This window comes from Sapientia aquatica (assembly GCF_004358105.1).
GTDB classification, from domain to species: domain Bacteria; phylum Pseudomonadota; class Gammaproteobacteria; order Burkholderiales; family Burkholderiaceae_D; genus Solimicrobium; species Solimicrobium aquaticum.
The window spans coordinates 895,334-921,976 of record NZ_SMYL01000001.1 but is presented as its reverse complement, the minus strand read 5'-3'; the positions used below and the strand labels follow the sequence as shown (position 1 = coordinate 921,976).

Annotated in this window: 24 protein-coding genes, 1 tRNA gene and 1 other RNA gene; 14 read left to right on the top strand and 12 right to left on the bottom strand. The window is 47.6% G+C overall.

Annotated features, from left to right (window positions below):
• A partial coding sequence (locus E2I14_RS04140) for an ExbD/TolR family protein (RefSeq protein ID WP_206105568.1) occupies positions 1-419 on the top strand: 419 nt, incomplete at its 5' end.
• A gap of 120 nt (positions 420-539) precedes the next feature.
• On the opposite strand, the gene hutC is transcribed toward E2I14_RS04140, so the two are convergent.
• Positions 540-1,310 carry a histidine utilization repressor gene (hutC, locus tag E2I14_RS04135; protein WP_133325655.1) on the bottom strand — a complete coding sequence of 257 codons (771 nt, stop codon included), beginning with the start codon at positions 1,308-1,310 and terminating at the stop codon, positions 540-542.
• A 254-nt stretch (positions 1,311-1,564) separates the two neighbouring features.
• Between hutC and E2I14_RS04130 the strand changes: the two genes are divergently transcribed.
• Both E2I14_RS04130 and E2I14_RS04125 read left to right on the top strand, forming a co-directional pair.
• Positions 1,565-3,157: a response regulator gene (locus tag E2I14_RS04130; protein WP_133325653.1), complete on the top strand. Its 1,593-nt coding sequence runs from the start codon at positions 1,565-1,567 to the stop codon at positions 3,155-3,157.
• Positions 3,158-3,394: 237 nt separating this feature from the next.
• Positions 3,395-4,018, top strand: a complete 624-nt coding sequence (locus E2I14_RS04125) for a response regulator (RefSeq protein ID WP_133325651.1) — start codon at positions 3,395-3,397, stop codon at positions 4,016-4,018.
• A 23-nt stretch (positions 4,019-4,041) separates the two neighbouring features.
• Here E2I14_RS04125 and E2I14_RS04120 read toward each other — a convergent pair whose 3' ends face one another.
• Together E2I14_RS04120 and E2I14_RS04115 are read right to left on the bottom strand one after the other, a co-directional pair.
• Positions 4,042-5,031 (bottom strand): CapA family protein, encoded by a 990-nt coding sequence (locus tag E2I14_RS04120; protein ID WP_133325649.1) that lies wholly within the window; start codon positions 5,029-5,031, stop codon positions 4,042-4,044.
• A gap of 4 nt (positions 5,032-5,035) precedes the next feature.
• On the bottom strand, positions 5,036-5,461 hold the full coding sequence (locus E2I14_RS04115) for a hypothetical protein (RefSeq protein ID WP_133325647.1): 426 nt from the start codon (positions 5,459-5,461) through the stop codon (positions 5,036-5,038).
• Between the two features lie 299 nt (positions 5,462-5,760).
• On the opposite strand from E2I14_RS04115, the gene E2I14_RS04110 reads away from it, so the two are divergent.
• The 4 genes from E2I14_RS04110 (at position 5,761) to nusB (ending at position 8,549) form a co-directional block, all read left to right on the top strand.
• Positions 5,761-6,027, top strand: coding sequence for a DUF1488 family protein (locus E2I14_RS04110; RefSeq protein WP_133325645.1), 267 nt, complete (start codon positions 5,761-5,763; stop codon positions 6,025-6,027).
• A gap of 377 nt (positions 6,028-6,404) precedes the next feature.
• A complete protein-coding gene (gene ribBA / locus E2I14_RS04105; protein WP_133325643.1) occupies positions 6,405-7,517 on the top strand; it encodes a bifunctional 3,4-dihydroxy-2-butanone-4-phosphate synthase/GTP cyclohydrolase II in 1,113 nt (370 codons plus the stop codon).
• Positions 7,518-7,569: 52 nt separating this feature from the next.
• Complete coding sequence (gene ribH / locus E2I14_RS04100; RefSeq protein WP_133325641.1) at positions 7,570-8,067, top strand: 6,7-dimethyl-8-ribityllumazine synthase; 498 nt, start codon at positions 7,570-7,572, stop codon at positions 8,065-8,067.
• Between the two features lie 17 nt (positions 8,068-8,084).
• Entirely contained in the window at positions 8,085-8,549 is a 465-nt protein-coding gene (nusB, locus tag E2I14_RS04095) for a transcription antitermination factor NusB (protein WP_133325639.1), read from the top strand.
• 86 nt (positions 8,550-8,635) lie between these two features.
• On the opposite strand, the gene E2I14_RS04090 is transcribed toward nusB, so the two are convergent.
• Positions 8,636-9,523, bottom strand: a complete 888-nt coding sequence (locus tag E2I14_RS04090; protein WP_227544572.1) for a lytic transglycosylase domain-containing protein — start codon at positions 9,521-9,523, stop codon at positions 8,636-8,638.
• Between the two features lie 548 nt (positions 9,524-10,071).
• Between E2I14_RS04090 and ubiD the strand changes: the two genes are divergently transcribed.
• The gene (gene ubiD, locus E2I14_RS04085; RefSeq protein ID WP_133325637.1) at positions 10,072-11,556 is read left to right on the top strand and encodes a 4-hydroxy-3-polyprenylbenzoate decarboxylase; all 1,485 of its coding nucleotides are present in this window, start codon (positions 10,072-10,074) and stop codon (positions 11,554-11,556) included.
• Between the two features lie 78 nt (positions 11,557-11,634).
• Positions 11,635-11,733, top strand: an RNA gene (gene ffs, locus E2I14_RS04080) — signal recognition particle sRNA small type.
• A 104-nt stretch (positions 11,734-11,837) separates the two neighbouring features.
• On the opposite strand, the gene E2I14_RS04075 is transcribed toward ffs, so the two are convergent.
• The gene (locus tag E2I14_RS04075) at positions 11,838-13,154 is read right to left on the bottom strand and encodes an MFS transporter (protein ID WP_133325635.1); all 1,317 of its coding nucleotides are present in this window, start codon (positions 13,152-13,154) and stop codon (positions 11,838-11,840) included.
• Positions 13,155-13,354: 200 nt separating this feature from the next.
• Between E2I14_RS04075 and E2I14_RS04070 the strand changes: the two genes are divergently transcribed.
• A complete protein-coding gene (locus E2I14_RS04070) occupies positions 13,355-13,942 on the top strand; it encodes a TetR/AcrR family transcriptional regulator (protein ID WP_133325633.1) in 588 nt (195 codons plus the stop codon).
• A 173-nt stretch (positions 13,943-14,115) separates the two neighbouring features.
• The gene (locus E2I14_RS04065) at positions 14,116-15,210 is read left to right on the top strand and encodes an alkene reductase (RefSeq protein WP_133325631.1); all 1,095 of its coding nucleotides are present in this window, start codon (positions 14,116-14,118) and stop codon (positions 15,208-15,210) included.
• A 92-nt stretch (positions 15,211-15,302) separates the two neighbouring features.
• On the opposite strand, the gene E2I14_RS04060 is transcribed toward E2I14_RS04065, so the two are convergent.
• The 5 genes from E2I14_RS04060 to E2I14_RS04040 all read right to left on the bottom strand — a co-directional run bounded on the left by E2I14_RS04060 (position 15,303) and on the right by E2I14_RS04040 (position 21,519).
• Positions 15,303-17,108 (bottom strand): M14 family metallopeptidase, encoded by a 1,806-nt coding sequence (locus E2I14_RS04060; protein ID WP_133325629.1) that lies wholly within the window; start codon positions 17,106-17,108, stop codon positions 15,303-15,305.
• Positions 17,109-17,288: 180 nt separating this feature from the next.
• Positions 17,289-19,484: a TonB-dependent receptor gene (locus E2I14_RS04055; RefSeq protein WP_165967740.1), complete on the bottom strand. Its 2,196-nt coding sequence runs from the start codon at positions 19,482-19,484 to the stop codon at positions 17,289-17,291.
• A 188-nt stretch (positions 19,485-19,672) separates the two neighbouring features.
• Positions 19,673-20,005, bottom strand: a complete 333-nt coding sequence (locus tag E2I14_RS04050; RefSeq protein ID WP_133325627.1) for a hypothetical protein — start codon at positions 20,003-20,005, stop codon at positions 19,673-19,675.
• Between the two features lie 189 nt (positions 20,006-20,194).
• Positions 20,195-21,004, bottom strand: coding sequence for a squalene synthase HpnC (gene hpnC, locus E2I14_RS04045; protein ID WP_133325625.1), 810 nt, complete (start codon positions 21,002-21,004; stop codon positions 20,195-20,197).
• Positions 21,005-21,183: 179 nt separating this feature from the next.
• Positions 21,184-21,519 carry a DUF805 domain-containing protein gene (locus tag E2I14_RS04040; protein WP_133325623.1) on the bottom strand — a complete coding sequence of 112 codons (336 nt, stop codon included), beginning with the start codon at positions 21,517-21,519 and terminating at the stop codon, positions 21,184-21,186.
• Between the two features lie 370 nt (positions 21,520-21,889).
• Between E2I14_RS04040 and E2I14_RS04035 the strand changes: the two genes are divergently transcribed.
• Positions 21,890-23,833: a M61 family metallopeptidase gene (locus E2I14_RS04035; protein WP_133325621.1), complete on the top strand. Its 1,944-nt coding sequence runs from the start codon at positions 21,890-21,892 to the stop codon at positions 23,831-23,833.
• An 87-nt stretch (positions 23,834-23,920) separates the two neighbouring features.
• Here the strand turns inward: E2I14_RS04035 and E2I14_RS04030 are convergent, their stop codons facing one another.
• Positions 23,921-24,169 carry a hypothetical protein gene (locus tag E2I14_RS04030; RefSeq protein ID WP_133325619.1) on the bottom strand — a complete coding sequence of 83 codons (249 nt, stop codon included), beginning with the start codon at positions 24,167-24,169 and terminating at the stop codon, positions 23,921-23,923.
• A 590-nt stretch (positions 24,170-24,759) separates the two neighbouring features.
• A tRNA-Pro gene (locus tag E2I14_RS04025) sits at positions 24,760-24,836 on the bottom strand.
• A gap of 148 nt (positions 24,837-24,984) precedes the next feature.
• Here E2I14_RS04025 and E2I14_RS04020 point away from each other — a divergent pair.
• Positions 24,985-26,112 (top strand): M14 family metallopeptidase, encoded by a 1,128-nt coding sequence (locus E2I14_RS04020; RefSeq protein ID WP_133325617.1) that lies wholly within the window; start codon positions 24,985-24,987, stop codon positions 26,110-26,112.
• 9 nt (positions 26,113-26,121) lie between these two features.
• On the top strand, positions 26,122-26,583 hold the full coding sequence (locus tag E2I14_RS04015; RefSeq protein ID WP_133325615.1) for a CYTH domain-containing protein: 462 nt from the start codon (positions 26,122-26,124) through the stop codon (positions 26,581-26,583).
• Positions 26,584-26,643 lie beyond the last annotated feature (60 nt).

The following is a 26,643-nucleotide window of genomic DNA, read 5'->3' as shown; positions in this document are numbered from 1 at the left end:
TCAGCTCGGGCGGCAGTTCAGCCGAACCGGATGTAATGATCGAGATGAACATGACGCCGTTGATCGACGTGATGTTGGTATTGATCATTATGTTGATTATTACAATTCCGATTCAAAATCACGCGGTAAATTTGAACATGCCCAACGGCACGCCACCACCGCAATTGGTGCAGCCGACGGTGGTCAATATTGACATCGATTTTGATGGCACGATTTTATGGAACGGTGAAGTCATCCCTGACCACGCATCGCTGGAAGATCACATGCGCGCGGTTGCCGCGATTCCAGATCAACCAGAAATGCATTTGCGTCCGAACAAGTTGGTTGCCTATAAAACGGTAGCTAGCGTGATGGCCGCAGCACAGCGTTTGGGTGTGACTAAAATCGGTATGGTGGGTAATGAGCAGTTTGTTGACTAACTTGATTCGTTAATGAATTAAGGCAGTCACAGCGGCAACGTTTCAACGCTATAAAGATTAAAGCAGCGCAGATAATTCTGCGCTGCTTTTTTTTACGTCTATAGATTCTAGATAAGCGTTCTAGTTGAAACTGCCGGTAAATTGGTAGCGCATGCCCGGATGCCACATGGTGGCGACTGAAGCAATGCGGTCCATGGATTTGGTTACCCGATTGAGCACCAAGCAAGGTTCTTTGGGATTCATGGCCAGCATTTCGGTAATGTTGGCGGGTGCAATGCAAGCCTCGATGGAATAATCTGCGCCTTGTAGCGGAGCGACTTTCATCAGATATTCATTCGGCGTAATAGTGTAAAAATCTTGGTGCATGTATTCCGGCGCAATCTCGGCGTTAACCCAGCGATCCTCAATTTGAATTGCCACATCGTTTTCAAAATGCACAATCACCGAATGGAACAACAGGTGATTCAAGTTCACCTCAAATTGGCGTGCTTGCTTTTCAGTTGCCTTACAGCGCTCCAAACATAGCAACTCGCTGCGGTGAAAGTGACCGCGGTTTTTAATTTCCTCCGCAATATTTTTAACCTGAATCAACGTAGCTTTGTATTTTTGCTGCGCTACATAAGTGCCGGAGCCTTGGATGCGCGTTAGGATTTGTTCCGCGGTTAATTCGCGCAGTGCGCGGTTGACCGTCATGCGCGAGACGTTGAACTGTTTCGATAATGCCTGCTCGGTTGGAATGACATCTCCTTCACGCCAATGCCCTAGCTTTATTTCATGCAGGATATGATCTTTGATCTGCTGAAATAACGAGCCGTTGGATGCCGTGTGCTGAGCGGTCAAGCGAATCTCCTTGGGATTGGTTGTGCGAATATCGAGTGAGAATTTTAGCATTGATTTTCGGCATCTATTGTTAAATATAAATCAAATTTATCATCGCACTGTAATTCGATCGTAAATGTGCTCATCCACCCAAAAAACGGCAATGTATCACTTCATCCGCACCCATCGTACTAGTTAAATCGACTTCGAATAATCGACGCAATCTGGAATTGAAAAATTAATGCCAACTGCTATGCTGAATTGAAGCCGATAGGACTCATTACTCTACGAAACGTGAATTTCAATTGATAAAGAGACCACACACTATGCCGCATGACAACAACGATGACGTCGATTGGCTGGAAGAAGACTTGGCCGACAGTCCCAAAATCGACAACAAATTGTCGAACAAATGGCGCATCCTAATTGTGGACGATGAGGCCGATGTGCACGCCGTCACGCGATTAGCGCTCAACAATATTTCATTTAAAAATCGCGATATTGAGCTGCTATCGGCTTATTCCGGTGAAGAGGGTTTTCGGATGCTGCGCGACGAACCCGATATTTGTATGGTTTTGCTCGACGTCGTAATGGAAACCGAAAATGCCGGTTTGGTGTTAGCTAAACGTATCCGCGATGAATTAAAAAATGACATGGTGCGTATCGTGTTGCGCACCGGTCAACCGGGCTTGGCGCCGGAACAAAAAATTATCGTTGATTACGACATTAACGATTACAAATTAAAAACCGAATTAACCGCGCAAAAAATGTTTACCTGCGTGATCGCCTCCTTGCGCGCTTACGAGGGCTTAAAGACTATTGAAGCCAATCGACGCGGCTTGGATAAAATTCTGCAAGCGGTAAACAATCTGTACAAAACCGATTCACTCAAGGAGCTCGCTTCTGGCGTATTAACGCAAATTAGCGCGATTCTTGATTTTGGAACCGAAGGCATTTTATGCGTGATGTCCGAAGTAGCCGCGGATAACAATCCGATCCCAACAGTGATTGCCACGATTGGTCACCCGAGGGATTTACTTGATCAAGATATTTTGCCGGACGACCATCCGTGGTCAGCGGCTATTCTCCAGTCTTTCCGCGACAAAAAAAATTCATTCAGTCCCAATGTTGATGTGCTGTCGATTAGTGCCGCACAAGGCAAACAATTTGCGGTAGCGTTTGCGCCAGCGCGCTCATTAACACCGACTGAGTGCAATTTGTTGGATATTTTCTGTGATCGGATTGCGGCGGCGTTTGATAATCTGCAAATGTTTGAGCTGCTCAAAACTACGCAAGAAGCGACAGTAATCGCGCTCGCCGATTTGGCCGAATCGCGCGACGCCAACACCGGCGGACACGTGCGGCGCGTGAGTCGTTTAACCGATGCGATCGTTGCCGAATTATTGGCGAGCGGAAAATTAGGCAAAGATATCGATCCAAGTTTCATTTCTTTCGTCGGCATTGCCAGCGTCTTGCATGACGTGGGCAAGGTCGGAATTCCCGACGCCATTTTGCTCAAGCCTGGCAAGCATACGGATGAAGAGCGCGCCATTATGCGAGCGCATGCCACGATAGGAGAGGCCGTGCTTAATCACTCGGCGAGCGCGGTGGAAGGAATTAGCAGTTTGAGCATTGGTGCGGAGATCGCTGGTGGTCATCACGAGCATGTTGACGGCAGCGGTTATCCACGAGGATTGGTCGGCAACGCGATTCCGCTTTCAGCGCGTATCGTTGCGGTCGTCGATGTGTTCGACGCGCTCTTGCATAGTCGTCCTTATAAAGATGCCTGGGAGTTACCCGAAGTCATCGCCTACATTAAAGAGCGCCGAGGAACGCAATTTGATCCGGATGTGGTCGACGCTTTGTTTAACTATTTGGAGGTGCATCAACCTGACTGGATTATTGACGAGGGACATTGAGTCAAATTTTAGCGCTGTCGATTGCCTTGGTTGATTCCAATTTTGTTCGGTAAATAGAGCGGTTTTTGCAATGCTATGCCGTTTTGCTGCGTTAACAACTACTGAATTTCGACCTCTTCAATTCTGTCGCACTATTCGTGCAGTTCAAAGATAAGCGCTTCGATTGGGCTTATTCATTTGTTCCTTGTAATTTCTGACATTGCCAATAAACTCAATTAATACAATTAGGGAGTCAGTATGGGCAACGAGCCTTCTGCGGACATTATGTCAACCCGCGAAGCGGCGAATTATCTGGATGTTAGCGTCAGAACCGTTCAACTATGGGTGGAAAACGGCTGCTTGCAAGCGTGGAAAACGCCGGGTGGCCATCGCCGCATTTTGCGGCATTCGGTCGAGGAAATGATGGAGGCGCGTCAGACGCGCGATTCCACCAGCGAGTTTTTTGAAATATTGATCTGTGAAGACGACGACATTAATTGCCGTTTGATTGAATTGCAATTGTCGAGCTTGGGGCAAGGCGTGCGGATTCGCACAGTCAGTAACGGATTTGAAGCGTTAATCCGTATTGGCGAACGCTGCCCGCATTTATTGATTACTGACATCGTCATGCCAAGTATGGACGGCATCCAAATGTTGGACGCGCTGCAGAAAATCACATTGGGTCACACCATGCACATCGTTGTGGTGACTGGTTTAAATGAGGACGAGCTAAAACAGCGCGGCGGTTTGCCGGTCGGAATTACTCATTTCAGCAAACCTGTTCCGTTCACGCAATTGCTGCGCTTGATTAGCATTTATATGGAAATTCGGCACGTCTACGGCAAGCCAGAACGGGTTAAAGAACCGTTGCTAGCTAACTAATTTAAGCAAAGTTGAGTGCAGTCTTACTTGGTCGGTTTGGTATTAACGCACTGCCCAAGGGAAGCAGCATCTATGCCTCCGCATGGACTAGACTCATTCCAACCCGGCGTTGGGATTCCTTGCGGATTGATATGCGCAATGGTCGTATTCCAGCTTTGCAAGCCAGTCTTTTCTAAATTGAATTTCATCACCCAACCCACCGTTTGCGCGTCGTTATCTAACGCATCGATCATGAAATTTCCCACGCTATAAACGATTAATTTACCTTGGTAATATTCGACTTCTTCTGTCACGTGCGGATGGCCGCCGATAATTAAATCCGCACCGGCATCAATCATGAGACGCGCCAATTGGCGCTGCCGAGCGCTAGAATGCGGTTCGTTTTCCCAGCCCCAATGCATAACCGGAATAACTAAATCAGCGTGATAAAACTCACGCGCTTTTTTAATATCGGCAACGACTTGTTCGTCCTCGCTCCATGCCGTTCCGGCACCATGTTCGTCCGCTTCAAAACTACGCGGCATAAATTCGTTGTAGCCTAGCAAGGCGATTTTGATTCCCTTGCGTTCGATTAAAACTGGCGTATGCGCCTCGGTCAGATTATGTCCGCCCCCGAATTTCTTAATCCCAGATTGGTCCAGTAAGCCTAGCATTTCCTCAAACGCAGGCCGCCCAAAATCGCCGGAATGATTGTTGGCAATCGACACCGCATCAAAGTGTTTTTTCAGGATCGGTAAGGTGCGTGGATTGGCGCGAAAGTTGAAGTTTTTTTCTTCTGCTACACCTTTGGTCGCTACGACACATTCTAGGTTTCCAACGCGGATGTCGGCGCTGCTAAATACTGAGGCGAAAGCGGCAAAGGGATCATGTCCTTTTTCAACGACTTTACCCGGGCCGCCATCAAGCACAATGTCGCCGGCAAATACCAAACTCACGCTCGATGTTTGTGCATAAACTGCCAGCGGCGCGATGCATGTCGCACAAAATAGGGCAGTGGATAAGATAGTTTTCATTGGTTTAATCATTTTTGTTGTCGTCCAATAATGCGCAGCCGTATTGCAATTCGCGTCCTAATGGCGGTGAATATAAATAGTTCATCCCAGTTAAATCATGCGGCTTTTTAGACAGCGAAAACGGCGCCTCATACTTGACTTCTTGTAGCAAAACCGGCTGACGACGTGCTTCATAAAACACATAAATTTTGATCGTGGTCAACGCATCATTTTTGCCCAACATAATTGTTTTGAAGCGAAAGCGCCCACCAATATCGCTTGCTTCTGCAATGTAGGCGCCACCGGCATCGACTTCCGGATTGTTATTGATGATGCTATCAATAATGTGGGTCGTGCCAGCGTAGGTGACTTCGCAGCGCACCAGCGGTTTAGCCGATACGTCGGCGTTGAACGCCGCGGCGGCAAGCAATAAAACCATCAATTGGCGCATGGTTTTCGTTGGACTAAATCGTAGGAATAGTTTCATTATTGAAATGATTAATTTGAGTTGCAGTATGGTATCGGTTTTAAGATGCTTTTGCTCAACATTTTGTTTTCGGCAAAGTCACGATTTATTATCGGAAATATTGCGGAAAATCATTGCTACCGATATGTGAAGTGCTTATATTAGTTGCAGGCGTTTTTATTCATCCTGCTTTGCAGATGCTGTGGTGACCGGAGTTTTCTTGATAAAAAGCGCCCCTGTCTTAGTGGATTATTTAGCGCGTTTTATTGAGTCAGAGGTTTTCAATGGACATCAGCTTCCCCAACTTGGTTATGCCCAAAGTCACTGCCATGGGCACCATCTCTTTTCAAACCTTGGTCGACGGCCACTATATTTGGTGCGAAATTTCCTGTGAGGCGCTGCGTGAGCAATTCGGCGCGTACTCGATGGATTGCAATGATTTGCTCTATTCGTTCTATAACGGCAAAAAGCAAATCTTCCAAGCCGCTCGTGATTATCTCGAAATCAACGGCGGTCGCCCGGTGCTGTTGATGGCTGCCAATTTTAGATAATTCTTTTGTAAGCACGGACAAAAAAATCCCTGCACTAGGCAGGGATCAAGTTCACTCATGCAACAACGGGAGAAAATTGCATGAACAGAAGTTTACGTCAAAACTACGTCCAAAATCTTGCTAAATTGTAAGTGCAGCAATGTTATTTGTATAAAATTGTAGTTCTAGTCAAAATTAATTGGAGTTCTGCCCGAATCCGTCATGATCTAGTACAACGCGGGTTGCTAAATCCTATAAAATGTCGCTTTGCCCGAATTCCACAAGTTTATTAGTCGAATAGCTGCATTACCGATAGGCAGAGTTTGACTAAATGAAGCCTGTTAGCGCGAGCTACTCCGCAAGAAATTCGTTACACCAACATCATCCAAACACTATAAATGTCTATATCCACCACTCAAGAAATCGTTGCCGAATTGCGCGCAGGGCGCATGGTCGTTTTAGTCGATGAAGAAGATCGCGAAAACGAGGGCGATTTAGTCATGGCGGCCGAATTCGTTACAGCAGAAGCAATTAACTTTATGGCCAAATATGGCCGTGGATTGGTTTGTTTAACGCTGACCGAAGAACGTTGCGACGAATTGCAATTGCCGATGATGGCGACCAAAAACGGTACTGCTTACGGCACCAATTTTACCGTTTCCATTGAAGCCGCCGAAGGCGTCACGACCGGTATTTCCGCCGCAGATCGCGCCAAAACGATTCAAGTGGCGGTCGATCCTAAACGCGGCGCTAGCGACATTGTGCAACCGGGGCATATTTTCCCGTTGCGCGCGCAAAAAGGCGGCGTGTTAATGCGTGCCGGCCATACCGAAGCGGGTTGCGATTTCGCTGAATTAGCCGGTTTGATTCCCGCCGCCGTAATTTGCGAAATCATGAATGACGATGGCAGCATGGCCCGTTTGCCCGATTTGATTGAATTTAGTCAGCAGCACAATATTAAAATTGGCACGATTGCCGACTTGATTCACTACCGCAGCCAGACCGAGAGTTTTGTCGAGCGCGTGGCAGAGCGCACTATGACGACTGCACATGGCGAATTCAAAGCGATCGCCTACCGCGACAAACCAAGCGGCTCGGCCCACTTAGCATTAGTGAAGGGCAATATCGTGGCCGATGAAACAGCCTTGGTGCGCGTTCATCAACCAGTTTCGTTGCTCGATTTATTGGAATGCAAGGTCACTACGCATTCTTGGGATATTGCATCAGCGATGCAAGCGATTCAAGCTGCACCCAGCGGTGTTTTGGTGCTATTGAATTGCGAAGAATCTGCCGAACAAATGTTCGCTCAGTTTTCAGCGTTATCAACGCCAAAAGCTAAGCCACAAGGTCGCGCCGCCAGCATGGACTTGCGCACCTACGGGATCGGCGCTCAAATTTTGAAAGACGTTGGCGTGCGAAAAATGAAATTATTATCCAGCCCACGCAAAATGCCTTCGATGACCGGTTTCAATCTGGAAGTTGTTGGCTATCAAGAAAAAAACGCAAATTGATCGCAGCTTTTTTAATTAATACTAACGCGCACAGTGCGCAAGAGAGAATACGATGACAGTTGGAGCTTATGAAATGAATTTAGACGGTGCAGGCGTTCGCGTAGGCATCGTTCAAGCCCGTTTTAACTCAGAAATCGGCGAAGGCTTGTTCAGCGCCTGCGTGACTGAGTTGTTGGCATTGGGCGTGGTCGGTGAAGACATCCTGCATGTTACCGTTCCGGGCGCTTTAGAAATTCCATTAGCATTACAAAAATTGGCCGATACTCAGCAATTTGATGCATTGATCGCGTTGGGTGCCGTGATTCGTGGCGAGACTTATCATTTTGAATTAGTCTCCAATGAATCAGGCGCTGGCATTACTCGCATCGGTTTAGATTTTGGCCTGCCAATCGCTAATGCGGTATTGACGACCGAAAACGACGAGCAAGCCATCGCGCGCATGCATGAAAAAGGCCGTGACGCTGCCCGTGTTGCGGTTGAAATGGCCAATTTAACTCTGGCGTTGGAAGAATTGGCTGAAACTGCCAAAGACGCCAACTACGACGCCTAATTCGGAATTTAAGAATAATGACTACCAAAACCCAACACGCAAATCCAAGTAAAAGCCGTTCACCGCGCCATCGAGCCCGTGAATTTGTTCTGCAAGGAATTTATCAATGGCTATTAAATCACGAAGATGTTGCCGTGATTGAAGCGCATATCCGTCAAGCTCATGGCTTTGACAAAGCCGATCAAGAGCATTTCGACGCGCTCATTTATGGCAGTATTAAAGATGTGGCGGCGTTACGCGCTGTGATTTCGCCCCTATTAGATCGTCCGATTACCGAATTGTCGCCAGTTGAACATGCCGCCTTATTAATCGGCGCGTTTGAATTAAAGAATCATTTAGAGATTCCGTATCGTGTCGTGATCAACGAAGCGGTTGAATTGACCAAGTCGTTCGGTGGGATCGATGGGCATAAATACGTCAACGGCGTATTGGATAAATTGTCAGGCCAATTGCGCCAAGTCGAAATTGACGCGGGCAAGTAATTGATCGTTAGTTTCAGCTAACAAAAAACGGCACTTAATTAAGTGCCGTTTTTTTTCGTTCTCGTTCTTGCCCAAGCGAGCAAAAATCAAATCGCTGATAAACGCTCTGGTTCAGCGCGACTTTCAGTCAACTTATCGGTGACCTTAATCACGGCTGGCTTAGACACTGCGCTCGGTGCACTTGCTGTACTTGTCGTGTTATAGATAGGCACGTTTTTGCCGTTAGCCACATCTTTGAGCTTTTTGTACTCTGCGATGACTTTATTGCCGTAGCCGCCGTCGTTATCCGACATGGCCGCGCCAACATACAGTTTTAAACCCGCTTCAACTGAGCCGCCGCGAGTGACGTACTCTTTTAAAATTTGGGCCCCAACGCGGATATTAGCAACTGGATTTAAAGCAGCCTTCACGCCGCCCAAATCGTCGAACTTTTCTTGATGCACCTTGGACATGACTTGCATCAAGCCTTGTGCGCCAACTGGGCTTTCAGCAAAAGGATTCAACCCCGATTCAATCGCCATTACCGACAGAATCAGCAGTGGGTCCAGCTTAATATCTTTGGCGGTCAAGTACGCTGCGGACACCAGCATGTTGGTCGCATCGTTGGCCACGCGATAACGCTTTGATAGCCAATTCGTGACGGATTGCTGCTGTCTTGCATCTCCAATCAATTGAGCGTCTTGTATATTGCTCGCTGCGGATGTTGCCGTATCGGTTGCAATGGTGGCCAGTGAAATTGGTGGCGCATCATCCATTTCGGTTTCTTTAAAGAAGGGGGAAATAGATTGGAATTCGTCTGTAAGCTCTGGTTTGAAGAACATGATCGCCAGCGCTGTAATTGCTGCCACACCCAAAACCATCAAGGCGTGATGCAACATCGTGAGGACAAAGTTGCGCTTGGTCGGCACAACGATTTGAAGCTGGACGCCGGGTTCGCTAAAACTGGGCGTCGGGTTAAACATTTGTTGAAACATTTTTTCTCCTGAAATGTCGCTTTGCTCGGATACCGCTGAATATCTAGCGGTAGACAAATAATGCGAGTCAGATACATCATCTGGCGTTACGTCTAGGCGACCATAACTTTTAACTTTGGAGGAGCGGTCAATTCTATTGGCCGATCATGTAAGTTAATCAATCCAGATGCCGGAGTTGTCTGGCGTAAGCTAACAAATTAGCCTAACATCATGCACTGTCGTGATTTCGCGCAAACGCTCGTCGCCACAGTGTCAAACAACTTGTCGGGGGTGCCGTGTCAGGGCTGGTACTGCAACCATCCTTAAATCTAATGGAATCCCGAATAAAACAAATAATTCTGCTTAGGCATTGATTGCTTAATCCGAACTATTTCTGAATTGGGCGAATTGTAGGGGGCTGTTTATATCGAGTCAATACTATAAAAATTAAAAGCTATTACTTTTAAATCTAAATATTTATGCTGCGCCGCAATAAATAACAATGAAATCAATCACTTGGCATTTTTTCTTGATTGAGCCGTTTAACCTTAGAAAAACTTAAAATTTGTATGAAATATGTCGATTTACGCGATTTTATTGCTCAATTGAAAACAGAAGGGGAGTTAAAAGAGGTAAACACCCCTGTTTCTCCCGTTTTGGAGATGACCGAAGTGTGCGATAGAACCTTGCGCGCTGAAGGTCCTGCACTTTTATTCAATCAACCTACCGGTTTTGATATGCCCGTGTTAGGGAACCTATTCGGCACCACACGGCGTGTGGCAATGGGAATGGGCGCAGAAAATTTGAGTGACTTACGCAAAATCGGTCACGTCTTAGCGAGCTTAAAAGAACCTGAACCACCCAAAGGATTTAAAGACTTGATTGGGATGGGCAGTCTAGTTAAAGCGATGTGGGATATGGCTCCCAAAGAATTACGTAGTGCGCCATGTCAAACAATCGTGTGGGAAGGCGATCAAGTTGATTTGGCCCGATTGCCAATTCAGCATTGCTGGCCGGGCGATGTCGCCCCACTCATTACGTGGGGCTTGGTGATCACAAAAGGTCCGCATAAGAAGCGCCAAAATTTAGGTATATATAGACAGCAGGTTTTAGCGCGCAATAAAGTCATCATGCGCTGGTTGGCGCATCGCGGCGGCGCACTGGATTTTCGTGAGCATGCAATCGTTAACAAGGGTAAGCCTTATCCGATTGCGGTCGCGTTAGGAACTGATCCCGCTACTATATTAGGAGCGGTAACGCCGGTGCCGGATAGTTTGTCGGAATATCAGTTCGCAGGACTGTTGCGTGGCAGCCGGACTGAACTAGTGAAAGCAATTGGCAGCGAGTTGCGCGTACCCGCTTCAGCTGAGATTGTGTTGGAAGGACATATCTATCCCGACTCATCGCATCCAAGCGGCTATGAACACGCCCTGGAAGGTCCTTATGGCGATCATACCGGCTATTACAACGAGCAAGATTATTTCCCTGTTTTCACGATTGATCGAATTACTATGCGTGAAAAGCCGATTTACCACTCCACTTATACCGGCAAACCACCGGATGAACCGGCGATTTTGGGTGTGGCATTAAATGAAGTTTTTGTGCCATTGCTGCAAAAGCAGTTCACAGAGATCACCGATTTTTATTTGCCACCCGAAGGCTGTAGTTATCGCATGGCGGTGGTGCAGATTAAAAAAGCGTACCCGGGTCATGCAAAACGCGTGATGTTTGGGGTGTGGAGCTTTTTACGCCAGTTTATGTACACCAAATTTATCATCGTGGTGGACGAGGACGTGAATATTCGCGATTGGAAGGAAGTCATCTGGGCCATTACCACGCGGGTCGATCCCCTTCGGGATACGACAATGGTGGACAATACGCCGATCGATTACTTGGACTTCGCTTCGCCGGTGAGCGGCTTGGGTAGCAAAATGGGCTTGGATGCGACCAACAAGTGGGTGGGCGAAACCAATCGCGAATGGGGGCAAGTGATTGCCATGTCGCCGGACGTGAAGAAGCGGGTGGATAGTATTTGGCAGGAGCTCGGTTTGTAATAATGGTCGGAATCTGATTGAGAATCGACGGGGAATCCAAGGTTCCCATTCAGTCGGACTTACAGTATAATGCGCGCTGGCGGGTCCCTGCGCATTGCGGTGTGACCAATCTGGTCAGGTCGGGAACGAAGCAGCCACAGTCATTTCCCGTAAGTGCCGCAGATCAGGCTCGCCAACTTCTTATTTATTCGTTGAAGCTCTTCAACGGATTGTTATCCTCGGATAAAGCATGGACCTATAAAAAAGCCGACTTCAGTCGGCTTTTTTGTTTTCGTTTCAAATTAGTTTGCAAGCTTTAAGCGATTCTTTACTAAATACAGCCCGCAAAAAACGCCAACAATGCTGAGGAAATCAACGTAATACGACGCGCTTAATGGATAGCTCTTGTTGGCGATTCCTAAAAACAGTGGGGTTAAGCCACCAAAAATGGCATACGACACGTTGTAGCAAAAAGAAATGCCGGTAAAGCGAATCTTGGCAGGGAAGAGCAGAATCATAATATTCGGTACTCCACCAACAATCCCGACGAAAAATCCGGTCACCACATACATCACAGTGAGAGTTACATAATCCACGTTGCCAATGCTGTGATAAAAAATAGTGCTGCTAATGGCCAGCCCAATGCACATCACTACAAACGTTTTACCAGCGCCGTGCTTGTCACACATATGTCCGGTAAAAACGCAGCCTATCGCCAAAGCAATGATGGTAAAGCTCTGCATAGTTAACGCGACTTTAGGTGGAACGTTAAAAATATCGGACTTCATCAGCTCCGGCGCAAATAGAATCACCACAACAATTCCCGCGGTGAGCAACCAGGTTGTTAGACAGGAGAGCAAAATCTGTGGTTTGAAGTGTTTGTAGACCGTTGCGATTGGCAATTCTTCGCTCAACGCCTTGCGTGCCTGCATTTCTTTGAAGATGGGCGTTTCGTGTAAGTAGCGACGTAAATAGACCGTCACAAAGCCCAATAATCCGCCAACGATGAACGGAATGCGCCAAGCGTAGTCGGTGATGTCGGCTTTGGAAAAGCTCGAATTAATCAATAAAGCCATTAACGAGCCAAGCAAAATACCCGCGGTTAATCCGCCGGTAACCATTCCGTTGGCGATACCGACTCGGTTTGCCGGAACGTGTTCAGACACAAATACCCACGCGCCTGGGATTTCGCCCCCGATGGCAATTCCTTGCAGCATGCGCATCGCCAATAATAAAATCGGGGCCGCGTAGCCTATGTGTTCAAACGTTGGCAAGAAGCCGATACATAAGGTTGGTAGCGCCATTAACACGATGGACAACGTGAACATGCGTTTTCGGCCAACTAAATCACCAAAGTGCGCCATGATAATGCCACCGACTGGGCGCATGAAGTAAGCAATGGCGAAAGCGCCGTAAGTATTTAAGGTTTTCCAAAATGGACTTAAATCGGCTGGGAAAAACTGCCCGCTAAAAACTGAAGCAAAAAAGATGAAAATAATGAAGTCGTAAAACTCGAGTGCGCCACCGAGCGAAGCGAGCGACAGGACTTTAATGTCATTTGAGTTTAGTGGGCGATTCGGTAGCAATGTTGGCGTGGCGGAAGTTGCTTGTGCAGTCATGGCGATTATTCGATGGTGAATTGTCTCGGAAGCGGAGTGTCGCGATTTGTTTTATTGCAAAAAAAGCTAGCGTATCTGAAAGGCTGCGCTTTATCAATCAAATATAGATGTGAATGAAAAATAGCTTGCCACGATTGTTTTGGGAGTAAAAAGTTCGGTTTACTTGACAACTAGACGACTGGTCTAATAAAATACTGCTTATGGAAAAAATTGCTCAATTTCAAGATACCAAACAACGAATTCTCGCGGTGGGCGAGAGTTTGATTGTTAACCGTGGCTTCTCGGATTTAGGGTTGAGCGAAATTCTGACAACCGCAAAAGTTCCCAAAGGCTCGTTCTACCATTATTTTCAATCCAAAGAAGGTTTTGGCGTTGCCTTATTAGAGCGCTATTTTGCCGATTATGACGAGCGGCTCACAACCTTGTTTGCCAATGAGTCCAGCTCAATGCGCGACCGTATCTTGTCGTATTTCACGTATTGGCGCGAAAAGTCTGCCGCCCACGAAGGTCATAATTCTTGCCTAGCGGTTAAATTAGCTGCTGAGGTATCGGATTTATCCGAACCGATGCGTTGCACCTTGGCCGAGGGAATGGAACGGATTACTAGCCAGATTGCACAAGCGATCAAACTGGCGCAAGCCGATGGCAGCGTATCAGCCCAAAAAGACCCAGTGGAATTAGCTGAAACACTGTATTCGATGTGGGTCGGCGCGTCCTTGGTGGCAAAAGTTAAACGCAGTTTGTTGCCGTTGGATTTGGCCTTGCAGCAGACCGAATTGTTGTTGTGATGAATTATTGGCTTGTTGGGGTGAAATAGCTTTCCCAGCAAGATTTTAAGGTTGGTTTCAGTTAGAGGTTTTTAAGTAGATTTTAAAGTGTAGTTAGTAAGGTTTGAGCGAAATGGTATCGCTCATTTTTTTAACTAGTGACTAGACGACCAGTCTAGTATTTCGAGGTTTTCATGTATAAAAAATTACTTTCCCCAGTTAAAACGGGTTCGATTCAATTAAACAACCGTGTCGTCATGGCACCATTAACACGTTCACGCGCCGGTGCTGGTGATGTGCCGCGCGAATTGAATGTTCAATACTACAAGCAGCGCGCCACGGCTGGCTTAATCGTCACCGAAGCGAGTCAAGTCTCGCGCCAAGGCCAAGGTTATGCTTGGACGCCGGGCATCTACACCGATGCCCAAGAAGCGGGTTGGGCAAAAGTGGTCGATGCGGTGCATGCCGAAGGTGGACATATCGCGTTGCAACTGTGGCACGTCGGCCGAATTTCTCATCCGCTATTGCAAGAAAACGGTGCGCAGCCTGTAGCCCCGTCCGCTATTGTTCCTGAGAACAGCCGCTCTTTTGTGATTTTGCCGGATGGTACTCCGTCCAACGTCGCACCAGAAATGCCGCGCGCTTTGGAAAACAGTGAAATCCCAGGCATCGTCGCTCAATATCGCCAAGCAGCCCAGCGCGCCAAACGTGCGGGCTTTGATTTGGTGGAAGTGCATGCTGCCAATGGCTATTTACTGCAGCAATTTATGGCGACCAACAGTAATCAGCGTACCGATAATTATGGTGGCAGCTTAGAAAATCGTGCGCGTTTGACCTTGGAAGTAGTCGATGCAGCGATTGCTGAAATCGGCGCAGATCGGGTTGGTATTCGCTTATCGCCGCACTTTAACGCGCACGGTATCGCGGACGCGGAACCAGAAGCAATGGCTTTGTATTTATTAAAAGCATTGTCCGAGCGCGGTATCGCCTACGTGCATATCGCCGAGCCAGATTGGGTTGGCGGTCCGGTGTTATCGGATGAATTCCGTCAACAAATGCGCGCTGCGTTTAATGGCACATTGATTTGCTGCGGTAATTACAGCGCGGAGGAAGGCAATGCATTGATCGAGCAAGGTTTGGCTGATGCGGTCGCGTTTGGTCGTCCATTTATCGCTAATCCTGATTTGGTAGCGCGTTTTGCACAAGGTGCCGAATTGAATACACCGGATCGTGACACGTTCTACGGCGGTAACGAAAAAGGCTACACCGATTATCCATTCTTAAAATAAGTGGATACGAGTCGCATGAAATAGAAAAGGGCAGAAATCTGCCCTTTCTTTTCGTCCTAAATAGCTAGGTTACGTTCGCAAAGCCATTGACCTCAGTTTGGAATAAAGTCGCTGCGCAATACCGGATATAGATTGAAACGCTCATCCCAAGAAGCGTGCCGACGTGCAAAAAACTGCAAGCGAGCGAACGGATTTTTGGCAAACGCGGGATCGCTATCGAGTTTATTTTTAAACTCGATAGCTAACTGCGGATCGGCTGCCAATTGAGCGCGTGCAACGTCTTCGGCGACATATTCTTCCATGTACTCCTTCATCTCAAAGGCATTATTGAATTTGCCCCACGCCGCGAGTGAATCAACCGATTGCGGTTCTAGTAAGGTCATTACTAAGCGTGCCTTGGGCTGCGCGATGGGAACGAACAGCGCGCCAGCGGCGACCGAACGTTTTTCTGCTTTCCACTGACCTTGTAGTTTTAACGTTTGATGTCCTTCAAATGAGCCAGCCGAGAAGCTAGTTTTATCCGCACGAAACGCTTGCAGTTCGACTTGGTTCTGCGCTTGTTTTAATAGATGAAATTCAATGCCATGTTGAGTGAGTTTTTGCGCGACCCAGCCTGCTTCTGCCGCAGGAACAAGGTAGCCGCCCTTGGGCGCAACGACGGCTAAATCGACTTCCAGTTGATCGCGCATCGGTACTTGCCAGGTTTGTGGTTTGGTGTCGTCGTAATGCGTCATTAAACCGCCCGAGATATCGGAAGGTTCGCGCGTGTAGGCATAGCCTTGGAAGGCAATAGTGCGCGCGGTTTCGTCCGTTTTGTAGCTCATGATGACCGGCAAGCCAGCCAGTTTGCTCGCATCGAAATCTGCTTGCTTGGCCCATTTTTGCCATTGGGCGCCGTGCAGCGCAATTTGCTTAATCACCGCAACAATCGCATTGTGGGTCACGCGCACTCGGGTGGCGTAATCCTTCCACGAGTGCGTTTCAACCAACATGCCGAAACGATTACGCAGCACAAAGTAGCCATGTGAAAAGCGGGGAGGGGAAACGCTGTCGATAAATCCCGAACTCGGATCGTCGTTTTGCGCAAATGACGGGTAATACGGTAAAGGCATCGATCCTTGTGCCGTTAAATCGGCCAAAACGCTATCGCGCAATTGCGTTCCTGCTTGCTGTAACTCGTCGCTTTGGCCCGCTTTGATCGGTTTGCTACCGACTTGTGCTGGGTAGACTTGCACCGATACATCGTGTTGAAACTTGGCTCCGTCAGTGACATGCAAATCGATATAAGCCAAGGGATCCCACTGATTCACCAAGCCCAACATCGCTTGCATTTCAGGCGCATCGGCTTTGACGTAATCGCGGTTTAAATTTAAATTCTGCGCCGTGGTGCGCCAGCCCATTTCTTCTGGTCCGACTTGATTAGGGCGATTCCAGCGACCAAAGCGTTCGTGTCCATCGACATTGAATACTGGAACAAAGATCAAGACTTGCTTGGTGAGCGGATTGGTTGGTGATTTGTTGTCGAGCAATTCGCGTAGCGCAAGAAATCCGGCGTCTTTGCCATCAATTTCGCCCGCATGAATACCGCCTTGAATCAACAGCACGGGCAGATCGCGCTGTTTGGCTTGCTTGGCGCTAAATACGCCGTTATTGTTGGCGATCAAGGCCAACATGGGACGTCCTTCTGGAGTGCGACCGAATTCTGTGCAGTGGACTTGCTTAGGATAGGTTCGCTGGAATTTTGTGCAGAGTTCGATCACTTCGGCATAGCGGCCAGTTTTCTGAAATCCCGATCGCTCTGCAATGGTGCTAAGTTTCGTTTCGGCGGCCTGGGAAGGGGAAATCAGGGTACAGCAGACGCTTAGTAAAGCGATGGGGAGCGCAGCGAGTTTTGTCATGATGGTTTCGTCGTTGGAATACGACGCTCTATTTAATGGGGATCGGCGGTGAACTGATTTAACGTTTCCGTAGCTCCGCCGTATTAAATAGTATTTCTGTGCATCAAGTCAATGGTAAAACTTTGGTGCGTTTTCATTCCCGCTCATCGATTTTGCATCATCGATGAGCGGGCTACTCCTTTAAAAGCTAGTCGAAATCCCGACAAACAAAGTGCGACGAGCGCCGTATTGCGACGCGCCCACGCCGATGCCGGTGCCATCACGCAATAAATAGGAACGATCAAATAAGTTTAATAACGCTACCCGCGCTTCGACGTTACCGATGGGGCTGTTCTTCCAATTGCGCGTTAGATTGGTGTTGAAGACCACGTAGTCCGGCAATGAGGCCGAATTCGGCGCGCCACCGTCCGGTGTATTGCGTAAGCCGCTACCGTAAATGAAATCGCCGCTTAGTTTGTATTCGCCTAATTTTGTATTTGCGCCGCCAGAAACGGAGAATGCTTGGTCGTGATCTAGATAAACGTAATGATTGGCGATGTAGGCTAATTCGTCTGGGGCAAACGTCGCTTGACCCGAGATGATGTCTTTTCCTTGGGCTTTCTGCATAGAGAAATTTAAGAAGCCCCCCCAATTTTTATCGTTATAAATTGCCGATAATTCCAAGCCTTTGGCATAGCCTTTGGCGTAATTAAAGGGCGACAAAATCAAGGCTTGGCCGAATTGGCCTTCGTCGAGCAAGTTGCTGATTTGCTTGTAGTACACGTCAGCAGTCAGCGAGAGTTTGTCATTCACTCTGTGACTCACGCCCAAATCATAATAATTAGTCCGCTCTGCCTTGACTGGGTCGGAATACAAAATCTCACCTTGCGCAGAGGTGTTGTCGTACTTGTTGACGCTGTTAGGCGCGAGTAATTGTTGTGGCGGCGGTGTGAAATAGCGCGAATAACCCGCATGGAAATCCGTGCTATCAGTTGCTTTAAACGCCAAATTTAAACGCGGACTCCATTGATGTTCTTGAATGTAAGCCGACACTTGGTCGTAACGTACACCGTAATTCAAGGTGAGCTGTTTCGACAGAGTCCATTGGTCTTGCAAATAAAAACTACCGGTCGTGCCGGTCTTGCTGGCGTTGTCGATAATCGTAAATGGCGTGGTGCTGATGATCTCACCGTCTACCGCAAAGACTTGCGAGCTGTTATTGCTATGGGTTACTTCATTTTTGTACGCCACACCGCCGCGTACTGTGTGTTGATCGTTGAGTTTGTAGCTGCTATCGAATTGCAGTCCATTGGAAGAACTACTACGCATGTTTTCTGACGCAATACCGTTATAAATCAAATCGCCGATTGGATCAGGCGTGTACAGCGTTTTAGAGAATTGGTGGTAGCCCGAAACTTGGAAATTCAAATTACCCAGACTTTTTTGATACGACAGCACCACGAAGCGGTTTTCTTCCTTTTGATTTTCATTCAATGAGGCAGAGGGATAGCTATTAAAACCAGTCGTTAAATCACTGTAACCAGCCAATGAGTATTGCGCCGTTTGTTGGGGATTATTCGGGATTTGAAAGCGGCCATCGTAGGTTCCAAACAGTAAGCTGACGCGCGAATCATCGTTGAAATAATAGGAAAGATTGCCGAATGATTTGCTTTGATGCGTATCGTCGTGAATGGGGTTTTTACTTGGCGTAGGGTTTTCGATACCGATGGAATTTTGGGTATAACTGCCCGACAAGTAGTAACTAAAACCGCCTTTACCACCAAAGACTTCCGCGCTTGGCTCAACATAATTGTTGCTACCCATCAAAATACCGATACGTCCGCCGGGTTCTATATTTCCTTCTTTCGTTTGAATATCGATAATGCCCGCAGTCCGCAAGCCATATTGAGCTGGCAGTGCGCCCGTCACAAAATCAATATTGGAAATAAAGCGGGTATCAACCGATTGACCGAATCCTGAAATGCCTTCCGGCAGCTCAACCCCGTTAACGCGGTACTGGACATTGCCGTGATCGTCGCGAATGTGCAGCGAGCCAGACGCTTTGGAGTCTTGCACTACGCCCGGCATACGCAACAACACATCGTCAAACGGCGTGCTGTCGCCTTGGCCTAGATTGTCGATCATATTTTTATCAATCGAATAAACCGTGGTGCCGATGTTAGGCAGCAATTCGGTGCGGGCGCTGCGTAAGTGCTCTGGTGCAGTGATAACAATCGTATTTTGTACTGGCAAGGTGGTGGCAGGCGTCACAGTGGATTGATCTGCATCCGGTTCAGCGGCCTTGAGCGGGGATGAATAGCTGGCGCTGGCGGCTAACATGGTAGCGATAGCCAATGAAAGTGTGCGGCGCGCGGGAATACTGGATTGGTGTTGCATGGTAAGCCTTAATCTTTTACGAAATGACGTGTTGGGTAACTATGTCAAGCAGGGCCGCGGCAGGCCGATGAATCGGTACGCTGCCAAGTTGACGGAAATGAGTGCTTCGCTACCGCGCTGTCAATGGCCGATTGGTGTTAACCCAATCGAGCTAGGACAACGGGCGCAGCGTTTTAAAGGGGAGGGGATTAGGCGCGGGGTGGGCCGCAGCTTGGAGGAAGCTCTGCAGGCGCTATGTAATTAGCGCTGCGTAAGGCGACGACGAGGGCCGCAAATAATAAGAAAAACTGGGTTGCGGAGAGCGACAAACTGGTCAAGCCGCTGCCAATTTTGTTGGTCACAACGCCGCAGATCGAGCAGTCCTGAGTTTCTTGAACTGTGCTGTGCAGGTGGGTTGCCGCGGTCGTAACGAGCGAGACAAAAGCGAGCGCGGTAATTAAAGCAATCAGTGCGCACCAAGTCGCTGCCTTAAACTTAAAGGCAAAGCGAGTGCGGGCTTTAGATTGCGTTAAAGAAAACATGCTGACTGTTGGTTTGTCTAGTTAGTGTTGCGATTGGGAATTTGTTAAACCTTGATTCTACTTAACTTTGCACAATTTTGCTGCGTCGCAATGTTGCAGCGTTCTCCGGGCTTTGTCGTTTTGTGACCGTATCATACTTGAATTTATTATCGTAAAAAAGCCATTCTTGGTTAAATGTTATGCCTCAGTTCATTTAAAGATTGCCCGGTAGCCAATTACCAGCCAATCCCAGCGCCCTAATTTGGGCCTGCGTTGGAACACGTTATGTTGCTCAAGTTCAATTTTTTCACAAATTCTTAATCCACCTTGGATCACCGCTCGCAGTTCCAAGCCCAAGCGACCTGGCAACCTGCGCCCGAGCCCCATGCCGGACAGCATTAACTCGCGACTGCGTTGCACTTGGAATTGCATTAACGATTTCCATGCATCGTGTGAGCATTGTTGATCGATATCGGATTCAGTAACGGCAAAGCGCCTCAAGTCATCTTGTGGGATATAAATTCGCTGCTTTTGCCAATCAATGGCGACATCTTGCCAAAAATTGATCAACTGCAAAGCGGAGCATATTGCATCCGAATCCCGAAAATTTTGTGCTGTTGCCGCACCGTATAAATGCAAAATAAGCTGACCAACGGGATTGGCCGAGCGTTGGCAATAATCGAGCAAGTCGGGGTAGCTGGCGTAGCGCTTTTTCACCACGTCTTGCTTAAACGCGGACAATAATTGGTATAGCGGTTGGATTGGAAGTTGGTATTGCCGAATTATTTGCTGCAAGCGCTGAAATTGCACATCGGTGGGCAGTTCGTTGCGCTCGATCAACGCTAATTGCGCCTCATAAGCGCTCAGCCCAGCGAGTCGTTCGGCATCGGTGGCGTCGCCTTCATCTGCAATGTCATCGGCACTGCGCGCGAAGAGGTACAACGCTTCGACTGCAGGACGCAATCGGGCGGGTAATAAAAACGAAGCAACGGGGAAGTTTTCGTAGTGATCGACGCTCATGAAAGGCAGGATGGGATGAACTAGAGAATGAATGAGGCTCGATTATAGGGCCAGTTGATGGCGTGACCAAGGCGGCAATCAGGGCTGAATTTAGCGACGTCAGAACAATTAAATCATCCTGCCGGAAAGTCGCTTAGAACCGACTATCCGGGCAGAATGTTTAACTGGTGGTGGCAGTGTTACGCGGCGGAGTCGAAGCGATTCGTGCCAGGTTGACTTTCTTGCGCCATCCAAATGATCAACAGAATCCAGCCGATCACGGGAATAATCCACAGCAATTGCAACCAGCCGCTGCGATTGGTGTCGTGCAAGCGGCGGGCACCTACGGCCAAATGCGGCAATATGGTTGCTAGGGAAAACAAGCCGCCGAGCATGCCAGAATGGTTCACCATATTCAGTGCAGCCGATGCTAAAAATAAAAACAGCACAAACCACCAATATTCGGAACGGCTGGCGCGACCATTGAAGTCGGCATATTTGTTAAAACAGGTACTAATCGATTCGGTGAAATTCATTGTTTTACCTTTTGAGTAAGAAAGTGCTGCAGAGTATTTCCCATAATAATATTTATTGCAAGACTTTTTCTAATCTGGCAATTCTGGTAGAAAAATTGTGAGTTTTGTTATCTGCAAAAAATCGTTTCGGGAAATTTATTTCAAGTAATATTGCTTTACGTAAAAAAAGTTGAAACTTTATTGCCTAAGGGCATCTAAGGCAGGTTGAACAAACCCGCTCCCAGTACCTAAGTCATGTTTGTTTTAAACAAAAAGAAGTAAAACGTTATGTTGAAGCAAAAAATAATAAATTCATTGATCGGGCTTGCTTGCCGCTAATCAATGGGAAGCACGCCTAAAACCTATTACTCGAATTAAAGAATGGAGATCTATGTCATCCGCATCAAAACAAAAAAACGTCGCTGGTAATGTGCTGGCTACGTTTAATAAATCAGCGCTAACTTTAGCCGTTTTAGCCGCCACTTCCGCTCCCTTTGCCTCGGCTCAAAGCATCCCAGCTCCAGTTGATAAAGCCTATCCCGGCACAATCGTGCTGGATGTGGACGCGACCAATTTGGATCAAAAGATTTTTAAAATCCATGAGCGGATTCCAGTCAGTGCGGGTCAGCTGACATTGTTTTACCCGCAATGGTTGCCTGGTCATCATTCACCGTCAGGCCCATTGACGCAACTCGGCGGCTTGCTCATCACTGGCAATGGCAAAGCCATTGAATGGAAACGCGATCCGGTTGAAATGTATGCGTTCCACTTAGATATTCCAGAAGGCGTGAAATTTATCGACGCTGACTACCAATTTTTATCGCCCGTTGAAGGCAATCAAGGCCGCATTACCGCAACCCAAGAAATCGTCGGCGTGCAATGGAATGCGGTAGTGTTGTATCCCGCTGGTTACTACGCACGCGATATCAATTACAAAGTTAACCTGACGCTGCCTAACGAATGGAAATTTGGCACGGCGTTGGAATTAGAGAAGCAAGTCGGTGCGCAAGCCCAATTTAAGCTCACGGATTTAGATCAATTGGTTGATTCGCCGTTGTTTGCCGGTAAATACTTCAAACGAATCGATTTGGATCCGGGTGCAAAAGTGCCGGTATTTTTAAATCTGGTCGCCGACAACGCAGCGGCATTAGAAGCCAAGCCAGAGCAGATCGAATTACATCGCACTTTGGTTCAGCAAGCCTACAAACTCTACGGTTCGCAGCACTACGTGCACTACGATTTCTTGTTGTCCTTATCGGATGAATTCAGCGGCATCGGATTGGAACATCATCAATCGAGTGAAAACGGCGTGAAATCAAATTATTTCACCGAGTGGAATAAAGCCTGGGGCGCGCGTGGCTTGTTGCCGCATGAATTTACCCATTCATGGGACGGTAAATTCCGCCGTCCAGCTGACTTATGGACGCCAAACTTTAATGTCCCAATGCAGGATTCTTTATTGTGGGTCTATGAAGGGCAAACACAATACTGGGGCGAAGTGTTAGCAGCGCGTTCCGGCTTGCAAACTGTGGAACAAGTGCGTGATTCTTTGGCGGCTGTTGCCGCTACTTACGACGCGCGCGTTGGTCGCACATGGCGTGCCTTGCAAGATACCACCAACATGCCGATTATTTCGCAACGCGGCCCATTGGCTTGGGTATCGTGGCAGCGTCCAGAAGATTACTACTCCGAAGGACAATTAATTTGGTTGGATGTGGATACCAAAATTCGCGAGTTATCCGGTGAGCAAAAATCCTTGAACGACTTCGCTAAAGCGTTTTTTGGTGTTGAAAATGGTCGCAATGTCGCGCTGACTTATACCTTTGAGGATGTGGTGCAAACCTTAAACGGTATTCAGGCTTACGACTGGGCCAAGTTCTTACGTACTCGTTTGGATGAACATGCCAAAGAAGGTCCTAAGGACGGTTTGACTCGTGGCGGCTGGAAATTGGTCTACACCGAAGAGCGCAGCGAAGCGACCAAGATGATGGAAGACGAGCGTCACGTTACTGACTTAACCTATTCGCTCGGTTTTTCTATCGGCAAAGAAGGTCGCTTGGACAATGTGACTTGGGGCGGATTGGCGTTTAAGAAGGGCTTGACCAATGGCGCTACGTTGGTAGCGGTGAATGGCCGTAGCTTTAAACCAGAGCTGATCAAAGAGGCGATCAAAGCAGCGAAAACTAGCAAAGAGCCGGTCGAATTGCTGATCAAAAAAGACGATCGCTATCGTACTTACAGCTTTGATTATCACGAAGGTTTGAAGTACCCACATTTGGTGCGCATCGAAGGCACGCCAGATCGTTTGACGGAAATCTTGCAGCCGCTGAAGTAATCAGCAGTTGGTTTAGTTGATAAAAAACGGCGATAACATGGTTAGTGTTATCGCCGTTTTGATTTGGGAAGCGACTCAGTTGCCGATTTATTGCCAGTCGGACGAGCGACGTTTGAGTTGGTTGACCAAAACCCGTGTGCTGACATCCATTGGCACGCCGGCTTCAAACATGATCTTTGCGCCCGCTGGAATTCCCTCCAACCTAGCCACCGCAATGCCACGATTGACCGCCGCGGCGATTTCTTTGTTGGTGCGATCTAGCCAAGCGTTATCTTTCTCTTCCTGATGGACATCGTGAGACTCAGCGGCGAGGCTATTTTTTTCATTTAATGGCATTTAAGAATTCCCTTGCGTGGATGAATAATTAAAAATTCTGACCTTTGGTATTGCAATCGGGCTCACTCCAATGTTGCCGAATAGTACTTTAAGTCAGAATATCGTGCCATTTAACGACTGTAAATACCCTATTTAGGGCATTTTAAATGTCGTCATAAATGCGCGTTTGTTAGTTGCTTGAGGGTATTCTTGCAATATTATGCGGTTATCTGATTTTTTAAAAAAATTTAAGCGGATTAATTTAGTTAATTTTGAAATTTTTATTCAAATTAGTAACTTTTGTTAAAACTTCAAACATTTTCACAAATGAGACAGAAATAGCAATTCAGGTGCAGTCGTTATGTAGTTTCTGCTGAAGCTGGTTTTTCGCTCACCTCCGACGTTACCAAACCAGACGAACCGTTATGCCGATTTAATTTAACGGCGTCGCAAGCAAGCAAGAAAGGTGGTGACTAGTTTTTGTGCTATGGCGTGACGAGAACGCCAAATCGCATGCGCTCTTCAATATCGATTTTAGCGACCAAAGACAAGCATGAATGAAGAGCTGGGAAATGAAGAGGAATTACCGAAGTGAACTGAATGTGTTGATTTGGTCGGGACGGTGTGATTCGAACACACGACCCCATGCACCCCATGCATGTACGCTACCAGGCTGCGCTACGCCCCGACAAGGCGCAGATTATAGTAAATTTTTAGGGCTGTGGCTAGGCTGACTGAAGCGTCACGATTAAATTTTATGGATTGCTTGATGAAAACAGTTGAAACGGCGCAGAATAGCGCTTTTCATTTCTCCGATCCGAACGATCCCGATAATTATGCCGATCAAAATTAGTTCCCACTTTGATGCCGGTGCTATTGAAGTTGTTAGCACAGCGCACGCCAGCCAAATCGATTTAAACCTGCGTAAAGATTCCAACGCTGATTTTATGCAATGGTTTTATTTCCGTTTGCAAGGCGCACGCGATCAAGAATGCAGCTTACGGATTTTGAATGCCGGTCAAGCGACTTATCCATCGGGTTGGGAGGGCTACCGCGCCGTGGCGAGCTATGACCGCGAAGAGTGGTTCCGGGTGGATACCGAGTACGATGGAAAAGTGCTAACCATCAAGCACACGCCAACCGAAGACAGCGTGTATTACGCCTACTTTGAGCCGTATTCGTGGGAACGCCATTTATCGTTATTAGGACGCGCAGCGTATTCGCCTTTTGTGCGCGTTGAAGATTTAGGCAACACTGTCGATGGCCGCGATCTGAATATGTTGGTCATTGGAGATGAAGATGCCGAGCAAAAAGTCTGGGTGATTGCGCGTCAACATCCCGGTGAAAGCATGGCCGAATGGCTGGTCGAAGGGATGCTTGATGGATTGCTCGATCCGGCCAACCCAATTGGGCGCAAAATTTTGCAAAAAGCGGTGTTGTATGTCGTGCCGAATATGAATCCGGATGGTTCAGTGCGCGGTAACTTGCGCACCAATGCGGCTGGTGCAAATTTGAATCGCGAATGGATGACGCCAAGTTTAGAAACCAGTCCAGAAGTATTCCACGTCAAAAATAAAATCCATGAAACCGGCTGTGATTTGTTCTTGGATATTCACGGTGACGAAGGTCTGCCTTATGTGTTTGTAGCTGGTAGCGAAATGCTCCAAGGCTTTACGGAAAAACAAACGGAAGAACAAAATGCTTTCGTGCAAAATTTCGTCGCAGCGAGCCCAGATTTCCAAACGGAGTATGGCTATCCCACCGATAAATATTACGAAGATGTTTTAAAGCTGGCTTCTAAATACGTCGGCCACCATTTCAAATGCGTGTCACTGACGTTGGAATTGCCGTTCAAAGATAACGCCAATTTGCCCGACGTATTGGTCGGTTGGGATGGCGAGCGGAGCGCTAAATTAGGCGAAGCAATGTTGCAACCAATTTTGCAGCATTTGTCCCGTAAATAAGCGACCCACATGGCAACTGAAATTGAACGCAAGTTTTTGGTACTAGGCACACCTTGGGCTTCATTGCCCAAGGGTGAATTAATGCGCCAAGGTTATTTGACGGCCAGTAAGCAAAAAGTCGTGCGGGTTAGGATTGAAGGTGACGCAGCGATGCTCACAATTAAAGGCGCAACGCAGGGTATTTCGCGCGGTGAATGGGAATATGCAATTCCAGTAAAAGATGCGCAGGAGTTGCTGGAGTTATGCGATCAGCCATTAATTGAAAAATACCGCTACCGAATTCCGTTTGACAACATGTTGTGGGAATTGGATGTGTTTATTGGTGCCAATCAAGGCTTGGTGGTGGCGGAAATTGAACTGGAAAGCGAGCATCAAGTTTTTGCTAAACCTGATTGGATAGGCGCAGAAGTCAGCGACGATGCACGTTATTTGAATTCAAATTTGCAGCGTCAGCCATATTCCACTTGGTAGCAATGGCAGGCGTTAAACTAAAAAAGCGAATCGGTTGATTCGCTTTTTTTTATAGAGCAG

What these genes read in the sequence shown, in the direction of transcription:
- hutC (WP_133325655.1), bottom strand. Translation starts at nt 1,310, where the DNA reads ATGCTAAAATTCTCACTCGATATTCGCACAACCAATCCCAAGGAGATT.
- E2I14_RS04130 (WP_133325653.1), top strand. Translation starts at nt 1,565, where the DNA reads ATGCCGCATGACAACAACGATGACGTCGATTGGCTGGAAGAAGACTTG.
- E2I14_RS04125 (WP_133325651.1), top strand. Translation starts at nt 3,395, where the DNA reads ATGGGCAACGAGCCTTCTGCGGACATTATGTCAACCCGCGAAGCGGCG.
- E2I14_RS04120 (WP_133325649.1), bottom strand. Translation starts at nt 5,031, where the DNA reads ATGAAAACTATCTTATCCACTGCCCTATTTTGTGCGACATGCATCGCG.
- E2I14_RS04115 (WP_133325647.1), bottom strand. Translation starts at nt 5,461, where the DNA reads ATGCGCCAATTGATGGTTTTATTGCTTGCCGCCGCGGCGTTCAACGCC.
- E2I14_RS04110 (WP_133325645.1), top strand. Translation starts at nt 5,761, where the DNA reads ATGGACATCAGCTTCCCCAACTTGGTTATGCCCAAAGTCACTGCCATG.
- ribBA (WP_133325643.1), top strand. Translation starts at nt 6,405, where the DNA reads ATGTCTATATCCACCACTCAAGAAATCGTTGCCGAATTGCGCGCAGGG.
- ribH (WP_133325641.1), top strand. Translation starts at nt 7,570, where the DNA reads ATGACAGTTGGAGCTTATGAAATGAATTTAGACGGTGCAGGCGTTCGC.
- nusB (WP_133325639.1), top strand. Translation starts at nt 8,085, where the DNA reads ATGACTACCAAAACCCAACACGCAAATCCAAGTAAAAGCCGTTCACCG.
- E2I14_RS04090 (WP_227544572.1), bottom strand. Translation starts at nt 9,523, where the DNA reads ATGTTTCAACAAATGTTTAACCCGACGCCCAGTTTTAGCGAACCCGGC.
- ubiD (WP_133325637.1), top strand. Translation starts at nt 10,072, where the DNA reads ATGAAATATGTCGATTTACGCGATTTTATTGCTCAATTGAAAACAGAA.
- E2I14_RS04075 (WP_133325635.1), bottom strand. Translation starts at nt 13,154, where the DNA reads ATGACTGCACAAGCAACTTCCGCCACGCCAACATTGCTACCGAATCGC.
- E2I14_RS04070 (WP_133325633.1), top strand. Translation starts at nt 13,355, where the DNA reads ATGGAAAAAATTGCTCAATTTCAAGATACCAAACAACGAATTCTCGCG.
- E2I14_RS04065 (WP_133325631.1), top strand. Translation starts at nt 14,116, where the DNA reads ATGTATAAAAAATTACTTTCCCCAGTTAAAACGGGTTCGATTCAATTA.
- E2I14_RS04060 (WP_133325629.1), bottom strand. Translation starts at nt 17,108, where the DNA reads ATGACAAAACTCGCTGCGCTCCCCATCGCTTTACTAAGCGTCTGCTGT.
- E2I14_RS04055 (WP_165967740.1), bottom strand. Translation starts at nt 19,484, where the DNA reads ATGCAACACCAATCCAGTATTCCCGCGCGCCGCACACTTTCATTGGCT.
- E2I14_RS04050 (WP_133325627.1), bottom strand. Translation starts at nt 20,005, where the DNA reads ATGTTTTCTTTAACGCAATCTAAAGCCCGCACTCGCTTTGCCTTTAAG.
- hpnC (WP_133325625.1), bottom strand. Translation starts at nt 21,004, where the DNA reads ATGAGCGTCGATCACTACGAAAACTTCCCCGTTGCTTCGTTTTTATTA.
- E2I14_RS04040 (WP_133325623.1), bottom strand. Translation starts at nt 21,519, where the DNA reads ATGAATTTCACCGAATCGATTAGTACCTGTTTTAACAAATATGCCGAC.
- E2I14_RS04035 (WP_133325621.1), top strand. Translation starts at nt 21,890, where the DNA reads ATGTCATCCGCATCAAAACAAAAAAACGTCGCTGGTAATGTGCTGGCT.
- E2I14_RS04030 (WP_133325619.1), bottom strand. Translation starts at nt 24,169, where the DNA reads ATGCCATTAAATGAAAAAAATAGCCTCGCCGCTGAGTCTCACGATGTC.
- E2I14_RS04020 (WP_133325617.1), top strand. Translation starts at nt 24,985, where the DNA reads ATGCCGATCAAAATTAGTTCCCACTTTGATGCCGGTGCTATTGAAGTT.
- E2I14_RS04015 (WP_133325615.1), top strand. Translation starts at nt 26,122, where the DNA reads ATGGCAACTGAAATTGAACGCAAGTTTTTGGTACTAGGCACACCTTGG.